Source organism: Halobacterium sp. DL1 (assembly GCA_000230955.3).
Lineage (GTDB): Archaea > Halobacteriota > Halobacteria > Halobacteriales > Halobacteriaceae > Halobacterium.
The window spans coordinates 307,085-315,592 of sequence record CP007061.1 but is presented as its reverse complement, the minus strand read 5'-3'; the positions used below and the strand labels follow the sequence as shown (position 1 = coordinate 315,592).

Here is an 8,508-nt window from a genome sequence, read left to right as displayed (position 1 = left end):
TCACGGAGAGCTGACCAAGACGAGAACAGCCTAGCCGTCCATAGCTGGCTGTCTATAGAAGCAGCTGAGAGGGATTGTTTCATCTGAGGGGGCGAAGTACTTCGCCCCCTCACTCGCCGAAGTACACTTAATGAGCGTTTCTCAGCTATACTACTTTAATCTATGCGTTCTAGAAGTCAGTTACTATCTAGATTGTTTCTCGATCAACATAATAAGTGGCTGCATAGTACTAATCGTAGTCTCTCCCTACGCTATCCTGGAGAAACGACGGAAACACGGGGGGTGTGGCCCCTTCGAAATCAACCACACCCTCTCCATCCACATCCAGTTACGACGGAAACGTGGGGTGGGTGTCTTCCCCCAAGTCTCCCTCGTCCGGATTGACCGGACCCATTCACACTGAGGGGTGTCAGGTAAACCGATTCCATTCACACTCTGGGGGGGTGTCATCTGCTACGCTAGGAATCGCGCTGGAACAAACCGAGGACGTCGTGGAGAAACGACGGAAACGTGGGGTGTGAGTTACAGATTCGTCTCTGTCTACGGTTATTCCTGACCACTCACAAGAGCCTCGGTACACTCGACGAGGTCGTCCTCAGATGTCCACTGACAGAGACGCCCAGCATCGTCGAGCATCTCGAAGATCGCAGTCTGCATTCCGCTGAAGGGATTATCGACGTCGACGTTCGTGTCGATCGCGTCCGCATCTATCGTGTTGTACTCGCGTTTGAACACGTGCGTCTTGGCGAAGTATTCCTCCAGAGCCGTGAAATATCCCTGTTCGACGAGGAAGCCGCCCTGGGCGTGTTCGGCGACGCCCACGATGATATCCGTGTAATCGGCGAGCAGCCGGAACTTGAGGTAGGTATTCGTCCACTCGCTCCGAATGTCGACCATCAGGAACGCGTACGCACCGGGCTGCCGGTTGAGACGATCTTTCACGAGCTGGAGACGGCGGATTTCGGGTTTTCCGTAGCTGCCAAGGACGAAGTACGAATTCTCAGCTGAGAATATCGGCGTGAGCTCCGCAACGCTCTGTTTGAGCGCTTCGTACTCCTCCGGCGTGAGTGAGGCCTCGTGCAGATACTCGTCGGCTTTCTCGGCGAGTTCTTCGACAGTGACCGGATCCTCACTCATTAGAGCGGGAATTGTCCCGTACCCTGCTTTAATGTGGCGACCTCATCAGCCACCGTATCGCTTTAGACCGATTCGTATTTAGGCGAAACGCTTTTGCACGCACTACACGAATTGTGGTGTAATGAGTACCTCCGACCACACGCCAAGCGACCTGGAGTCCGTTCGCGAGCGGCTCAACGTCGTCACCCAGGAGACGCGGTTCTCGCTCCTCCAGGACATACTCGGGCATCCGTCGGAACTACCGACGCTGAAGGAACTCGACTACGTCAACCCGAGCAAGAGTCAGACGACGATTCGTCAGCACCTCCAGCAGCTCGTTGACGCTGGCATCGTCGAGGAAGTGCTCCTACCCGAGGACCGCCGTCAGAACGACCTGCCGTACAAGTTCTACGGCATTAGTGGGAGTGGTCGACAGTTCCTTGAGGAGCATAAGCTCTACCGGGCACAAGACACGCTTCGAGAGATCTACGACCGCGTGGAGAAGACCGACGACATCAAACGATACGAGACTGCTCCGCGACCCGAGCGCTAACAGTCCTCCTTTCACTTCGCAGACGGGGTGTCACCCTGAACAACTAGCCATTTCGATTGGAGCGCTCGCTTAGTCTATTCATCCGAGTTGACCGGACCCTTGTACTTTGATTTGATTTTGTCTCCCTCTCGCCACTGCCAGTAGTAGTAGCGATTCTCGTTAATCTCCTTGATTGTGATCGTCGCCTTCGCCGGAACGTCATCGGGAAGGTCCTCTGGTCGCTCTTCGACCTCCTTATCCTCCTCGTTTTCAGCTAGTCGTGCCTCCCGCTCGCGATGCTCAGCAAGCTCCTCGGCGAATCGAGCGACTTGTCGGAGTACCTCCGGGGATTGCTCATCAAGCTTGGAAGCGATGTCTGCCGGGACTTCTCGAGGTGGGTCTGGTGGAGAATAGGACATGGGGCAGGCTCTGTTAACCAACGTTGTTGGGCGATATCTTAGAATTGTTGGTTAATTCTCTCGTCTACTCAATCGAGAACTCCTCGATAACCCCAACCGTAGCTTCGAGTTTCCGTCGTCGCTCCTCGCGTTCTTCGATCTCTTGCCCCAGCTTACGAATTTCCGATGAAAGCTGTTCAACCACGTCCGACGTTTCCGGGAGACGGCCATCAGGACGAGGGACGTTTCCACTTCGAACTTCGAGATCGGCTCGCCGTAGATGCTTACACCCACCGCGTGGATTCCGCTTCGTGAAATCTGGACACGTACACGTCTTACTCGCGATATCGACCTCGTAGATGTTCCCTGACTCCGATCGCACCTCGTAGATTCCTCCCTTCTGGAGTAGCGAGACGTCCATCTCTTCGTTTCGCGCTCGCTTCGTACGGGGCTCGAGTTCCTCCTGAGACGGGTCTTCGCCAATGGTGGGTTGTTGGATCGCTTCAGTAGGTGTCGAAGCTGCAGGAGCCGATGCTACAACTCCACCATCAGGAGAGTACACCCGCTCTTCGAGTTCTGTTTCGTCTTCGTCCTGTGTCTCGACGTCGTCAGTTCGTTCGGTCATGATTTGGCCTGAATCGACGTGACGAGTTCGCGCACGCCGTCGCCCTTCGACGGCGTGAAAAACCGTTTTTCAACGCACCCGGAACTCGATTAGTTCCGACTGTGACTACTGCTCCAGAGGTTGTCGGATTCGTCACTCCACGAGTGACCCAATGATCTCTTGAGCGGTGGAACTGATTCGACCGAGGCGCTCTTGAATCGCTTCCGGGTCATCGCCCTGCCACGCAGCGAGATAGAACACAGATCCGCTCGTGTCGAGTCCGAAATACCGACCGACGATGTACGCGACGGCTTCTGCTTCGACCTCTCGTTTTGCCCGCTCGGGTTCCTCCCCGATATCGAAGTGGAGCAACGCGTGGGCGTACTCGTGGATCAGCGTGACAGCGAGATCTGCCTGGTTCGATCGGGCTATCGCTTCGACGACTGGCTGGAGGTCGTGTAGGCTCCGGTACTTACAGACTCCCTTCGCGTCGCCATGTTTCCAGTGGTCAGCATCGACAATGCGTACCGTCACACCGAGTTCATCAGCTGCTCCTTTGAGCGCTGGCACCAGGTCGTCGGCGTCGCCCATCGCTGCAGTCTCCAGTTCGGGAAGCGGTTCTCCGTCGGTTTGGGAGACGTCGAAGACTGGTGCTGGTTTGAATCCGACGAGGCCTTTCGACCACTCATCCGCCGACGTCTCGTTGTACTCACAGCCAATTTTCTCGTGGTAGCTGGGCGAATTCTCACACTCGGGACATCGCTTGGTGATGATTGGTGCCCAGATCCAGATGGCCTGTTCGCCTTCCTGGACGTACCGATCGAAGTCGTTCCGCCACGTGTTGTAGCCTGCAACCTTCGTGGCCTCAGGATACTGCAGTTTGATGAGGAGCGTATTTCGGTGCGAGTAGTCGTGGAAACGACTCTGGACGTCCAACCATTCTTGGAACTCCTCACTCGCTTGTGCATCGTCGACGCGGTCGACGAGGTCGTCGATCCACTCTTCGATGGTACTGTGCATCTCGTCGTGTCGGGTGTCGGTCTTCTCGAACGAGACCGACGAGTCACTGGTCGTAGCCATGGTTTTCAGTAAATCGCGTTCACGGCAACTGCGTCAGTTCAGGACGCGCCGCACCCCTCAGGGGCGAAAAAACACATCTCTGCACTGCAATTGACGACCTTGGCTACTCTCTGATAGGACGACTCGAAGTACTGCTGCTATCCACCATTCACCGATGGGAACTTACGCCTGCTACCACCACTTCTACGAAATGAGAGGATCTGGGTTGACGGATGGCGGCACCGGTTGCCTCTCCGTAAATCTATGACCTCGCTCTCGAAGCGGTGGATTCAGCACAATCAAGTCGGCATCTACGCCGTTGCCGTCTTACTCGCGATCGGCGTCGGTCTCGGCCAACCAAGTACGAGCTCGGTGCTGGAACCGCTCATCAATCCTGTCTTGGCGGTGCTGTTGTACGTCACGTTCCTCGAGATTCCGTTCGTCAGGATTCGTCGAGCGTTCCGGAACGGCCGGTTCATGGCGGCCGCGCTCGGAATGAACTTCGTGGTCGTGCCGGTCGTCGTGTTCGGGCTCACGCGGTTCCTTCCGCAGGAGCCGGTGATTCTCGTGGGAGCGTTTATGGTGTTGTTGACGCCGTGTATCGACTACGTTATCACGTTCACCGAACTCGCCGGCGGTGACGCCGAGCAGATAACTGCGGCGACGCCGGCGTTGATGCTTACCCAGTTGCTGTTGCTCCCGGTGTACCTCTGGCTGTTCATGGGCGAGCAGGTGGCCGAGTTCATCGAGGCCGGGCCGTTCATCGAGGCGTTCGTCATCATCATTGCGCTCCCGCTGACGCTCGCGTGGGCGACCGAATACTGGGCGGAGCGGTCCACTCGCGGCGACCAGTGGCAGGCGACGATGGGCTGGTTGCCGGTCCCGATGATGGGCGCAACACTGTTCGTCGTGATCGCCTCCCAACTGCCGCGCGTACAGGATTCGATCGGACAGATCGCATCGGTTGTGCCTGTCTATGTAGCGTTCCTGGCCATTATGCCGCTGCTCGGTCGGTTGGTGGCCGGCCTCTTGGGGATGGAGGCCGGCGAGAGCCGGGCGCTCGTGTTCACGTCCGTAACCCGGAACTCGTTGGTCATCCTCCCACTGGCGCTCGCGCTCCCGTCGGGCTACGCGCTCGCCCCAGCAGTCGTCGTCACCCAGACGCTCGTTGAGCTGACGGGGATGGTTGTCCTCACACGAGTCGTGCCGGCATGGCTGGTTCCGGAGTCACCCGATCACTTCCTTGATCTCGATGTCGGACGTGGTGATTGAAGCAGGCTCGATACTGCAGTCCAGCTCGCACCGCCATTTGGTCGGCGCTCGCTGGGGAGAGGGACGTAGGGCATCAACTCGACTACTCAACCCCTGAGTCTCCGTCAACGCGTTCATACCTCTCTCCATGCTATGAATCAGTATGCGCGAGCTCGTCTTCGCCTTGGAATACGCTCCGGGCACTAACGCTGTCGCCGATATCCTCGCCGACAATCCGGAGACGAAAATCCGGTCGCTCTCTTGTCACGTTTCTCCCAAGAACCTCTGGCGGGTCGATTACGTGTCGGGTAGAGAAACTGCACTCGATAATATCGCTGAGACTGTCACTGACGCCGAGTATTACACCGATTGTTTGGCCCGCCGTGACTGCGAAGCGGACTGGGAAACACAGGTCCTCGACCGCACTGACGACGCACTCGTCCTCTACTCCTACTGGTCACGCACTCCCTCGTGTACCTCCATCCCACACCTCGCACTCGATCACTTCGGCGATGGTCTCATTTTCAAGACGACGTGGGTCGGTCGTCGCTACGAATGGCGCATCATCGCCCCCGACGACACCACCTACCACGCATTCCGCAACGCAATCGAGAGCGAGATCGACGACACGACCGGCGTTACATTTGTCCGTGTCGGCGACGCGGATGACGCCGCCCCGGACGACGGTTCCCCCACATTGACGGCCGAACAGGATGCAGCGGTACGGGCTGCCGTCGACCACGGGTACTACAAGACACCGCGCGAGATCGAAACCTACGAACTCGCCGAGAAACTCGATATCCCCGGCTCGACGCTCTCCTATCGGCTCCGCCGCGCTGAAGCCCACTTGGCCGAGGCCTACGTCGCCGATCGCTCCACGTCTCCCCACCTTTCTTCGCCCGACACCTAACGAGAGTTGGTACACACCAACCGAAGGCGCTTGTCGTCCAGCCTCGTCACTAGAGGTAATGACTACAGATGCGGCTGGTTCGGGGGGCCCGGAGGCCCGAACCGTGACACTCGACGTACCCGGGATGGATTGTCCCTCCTGCGCGGAGAAGATCGTCAACAGCGTCTCGAAACTCGACGGGGTCGTCTCCGTCGAGCCGCAGGTAATGACCGGAACTGTCCACGTCGAATATCGTCCCGAGAACGTCGGTGTAGACGACGTCGTCGAACGCGTCCAGGCCGCCGGCTACGATGTCGAGTCACGCGATGACCTCCAGACCGAGCGGTTCGACGTGCCCACGATGGACTGTGCGTCCTGCGCCGGGAAGATCGAGAACGCCCTCGACACTGTCGCGGGTATCCAGGACCGCGAGACGCTCCCGACGACGGGCACCGTCATCGTCACGTATGACCCGGCGCAGACCTCGCGTGCCGACCTTGTCGCCACCATCGAGAGCGCGGGCTACGCCGTTGCGGATAGTGGTCTAGACACCGCCGAGGAGGATCTCGTCGAGGAGAGTCGGTCGCGCGACGTGTGGCTGAGTCCACGCGCTCTCAAGACGTGGATCGGTGGCGGACTGCTGCTCGTCGGCCTTGTGTTGGAGTTTCTGCTGTCGGGACTCAATGTGACGCTCGTTAGCCTCGTCGGACGAGAGTTCGGTACTGCTGAGCTGTTCTACTTCGCCGGCGCGGTGATCAGCGGCGAGGAAATCCTCCGGAACGGCTACTACTCCGCCCGGACGCGCTCGCTAGACATTGATCTGCTGATGAGCCTCGGCATCCTCGGCGCCATCATTGCGAGTGTCGTCTTCGGTGAGGCACTGTACCTCGAAGCCGGCATGCTCGCCGTGCTGTTCAGCGTTGCCGAGTTGATGGAGGAGTACGCGATGGATCGCGCGCGCTCCTCACTCCGCGAGTTGATGGATCTCTCGCCGACGACCGCAACCGTCCGCCGCGGTGGTGAGGAAACGACCGTCCCAGTCGAGCAGTTGCGCGTCGGTGACCGCGTCATCGTGCGCCCCGGCGATCGGGTCCCCGCCGACGGCACGGTCGTCGAGGGCGAGAGTGCGGTCAACCAGGCCCCCATCACGGGCGAGAGCGTCCCTGTGGATAAGACGGGCGGAGACGAGGTGTACGCCGGCACCATCAACGAAGAGGGCTACCTAGAAGCCGACGTAACGGCGGAAGCCGAGGACAGCACACTCGCCCGCATCATCGAACTCGTTGAGGACGCGCAGCGGGACAAGACCGACCACGAACAGTTCGTCGATCGCTTTGCCAGTCAGTACACGCCGGTAGTCGTTACGCTGGCAGTCCTCATCGCTGCAGTACCACCGCTGCTCATCAGCGAGAGCATCTCGCTCGGTGTCGGTGGCCAGACGCTCGTGTTCGCCGGCGATTGGGCAACGTGGTTCAAGCGCGGGCTGGCACTCCTCGTGCTCTCTTGTCCGTGTGCGCTGGTGATCAGCACGCCCGTCAGCGTCGTCTCTGGGATCACGAGCGCCGCGAAGAACGGTGTGCTGATCAAGGGCGGAACGCATCTCGAATCGGTTGGGACGGTCGGGGCCGTGGCGTTCGACAAGACAGGAACGCTCACGCACGGTCAGCTCACCGTCACTGATGTCGTCCCCGCCAGTGGCGAGTCCCGAGAGTCGGTGTTGTCCGTCGCGGCGAGCCTCGAGGCCCGCAGCGAACACCCGATTGCAGAAGCCATCGTCGAGGCTGGTGACGAATCGGCGGTCGACACGGACGATGTCTCGGCGTTCGAGAGTTTGACCGGGAAGGGCGTCCGGGCCGACCTGAACGGCGAGACGTACTTCGCCGGAAAGCCCGCGCTGTTCGAAGAGCTGGGGCTCGCCTTCGATTCCGACCGTACCGTGTCCGATGGCGGTGTCGCTGTCGAGGACGCTGGCGGTGACGATCTCGCTGCCGCTAGCGCTGAGACGATTGAAGCGCTACAGGCTGCTGGGAAGACGGTCATTCTTGTCGGCACCAGGGAGCGGATATTGGGTGTCGTTGCGGTGGCCGATGAGATTCGGCCGGAAGCGAAGCAGACGGTCGAACGGCTCCACGAGCTCGGTGTCAAGCGGATCGTGATGCTGACCGGGGACAACGAGGTGACGGCTCGGGCGGTCGGCGAGATGGCAGGCGTCGACGAGGTTCGGGCCGAGTTGCTCCCCGAGGAGAAAGCCGAGACAGTGGCCGCACTCGACGAGGAGTTCGGCGGCGTGATGATGGTCGGCGACGGGGTCAATGACGCGCCAGCGCTTGCGACGGCGACGGTCGGGGTTGCGATGGGCGCGGCGGGGACCGACACGGCGGTCGAATCGGCAGATGTCGCGCTGATGGGCGACGAGTTGTCGAAGCTTCCGTATCTCTACGCGCTCTCGGGGAAGGCTAACGGGGTCATCCGGGAGAACATCTGGGCGAGCATCGGTGTGAAGGCGCTACTGGCCATCGGGGTTCCGTTTGGACTGGTGAATGTCGCGGTCGCAGTCATCGTCGGCGATATGGGGATGAGCCTCGGCGTGACGACGAATGCACTCCGTCTGGCGAGATTCAAACCCGACAGGTTCGAGTGACCAGCTCGGTCGAGCTAC

At 59.6% G+C, this 8,508-nt stretch carries 7 protein-coding genes; 4 read left to right on the top strand and 3 right to left on the bottom strand.

All coding sequences use genetic code 11. The features are described from left to right. Positions 1-546: 546 nt before the first annotated feature. Positions 547-1,137 carry a hypothetical protein gene (locus tag HALDL1_01490; GenBank protein ID AHG05661.1) on the bottom strand — a complete coding sequence of 197 codons (591 nt, stop codon included), beginning with the start codon at positions 1,135-1,137 and terminating at the stop codon, positions 547-549. A 121-nt stretch (positions 1,138-1,258) separates the two neighbouring features. Between HALDL1_01490 and HALDL1_01485 the strand changes: the two genes are divergently transcribed. Next, the gene (locus HALDL1_01485; protein ID AHG05660.1) at positions 1,259-1,669 is read left to right on the top strand and encodes a transcriptional regulator; all 411 of its coding nucleotides are present in this window, start codon (positions 1,259-1,261) and stop codon (positions 1,667-1,669) included. A gap of 74 nt (positions 1,670-1,743) precedes the next feature. Here the strand turns inward: HALDL1_01485 and HALDL1_01480 are convergent, their stop codons facing one another. After that, positions 1,744-2,067, bottom strand: coding sequence for a hypothetical protein (locus HALDL1_01480; protein AHG05659.1), 324 nt, complete (start codon positions 2,065-2,067; stop codon positions 1,744-1,746). 736 nt (positions 2,068-2,803) lie between these two features. Continuing rightward, positions 2,804-3,730: an LtrC gene (locus HALDL1_01475; protein ID AHG05658.1), complete on the bottom strand. Its 927-nt coding sequence runs from the start codon at positions 3,728-3,730 to the stop codon at positions 2,804-2,806. 243 nt (positions 3,731-3,973) lie between these two features. Between HALDL1_01475 and HALDL1_01470 the strand changes: the two genes are divergently transcribed. From HALDL1_01470 to HALDL1_01460, 3 genes are all read left to right on the top strand, one after another. Further along, entirely contained in the window at positions 3,974-4,981 is a 1,008-nt protein-coding gene (locus HALDL1_01470) for an arsenic resistance protein (GenBank protein AHG05657.1), read from the top strand. Between the two features lie 142 nt (positions 4,982-5,123). Then, positions 5,124-5,870, top strand: a complete 747-nt coding sequence (locus HALDL1_01465) for a transcriptional regulator (protein ID AHG05656.1) — start codon at positions 5,124-5,126, stop codon at positions 5,868-5,870. A gap of 124 nt (positions 5,871-5,994) precedes the next feature. Next, positions 5,995-8,490: a cadmium-transporting ATPase gene (locus HALDL1_01460; protein AHG05655.1), complete on the top strand. Its 2,496-nt coding sequence runs from the start codon at positions 5,995-5,997 to the stop codon at positions 8,488-8,490. Positions 8,491-8,508 lie beyond the last annotated feature (18 nt).

Bases quoted from the DNA above. Each gene is read 5' to 3' on its own strand.
- HALDL1_01465 (AHG05656.1), top strand. From the start codon at position 5,124: ATGCGCGAGCTCGTCTTCGCCTTGGAATACGCTCCGGGCACTAACGCT.
- HALDL1_01470 (AHG05657.1), top strand. From the start codon at position 3,974: ATGACCTCGCTCTCGAAGCGGTGGATTCAGCACAATCAAGTCGGCATC.
- HALDL1_01490 (AHG05661.1), bottom strand. From the start codon at position 1,137: ATGAGTGAGGATCCGGTCACTGTCGAAGAACTCGCCGAGAAAGCCGAC.
- HALDL1_01475 (AHG05658.1), bottom strand. From the start codon at position 3,730: ATGGCTACGACCAGTGACTCGTCGGTCTCGTTCGAGAAGACCGACACC.
- HALDL1_01485 (AHG05660.1), top strand. From the start codon at position 1,259: ATGAGTACCTCCGACCACACGCCAAGCGACCTGGAGTCCGTTCGCGAG.
- HALDL1_01460 (AHG05655.1), top strand. From the start codon at position 5,995: ATGGATTGTCCCTCCTGCGCGGAGAAGATCGTCAACAGCGTCTCGAAA.
- HALDL1_01480 (AHG05659.1), bottom strand. From the start codon at position 2,067: ATGTCCTATTCTCCACCAGACCCACCTCGAGAAGTCCCGGCAGACATC.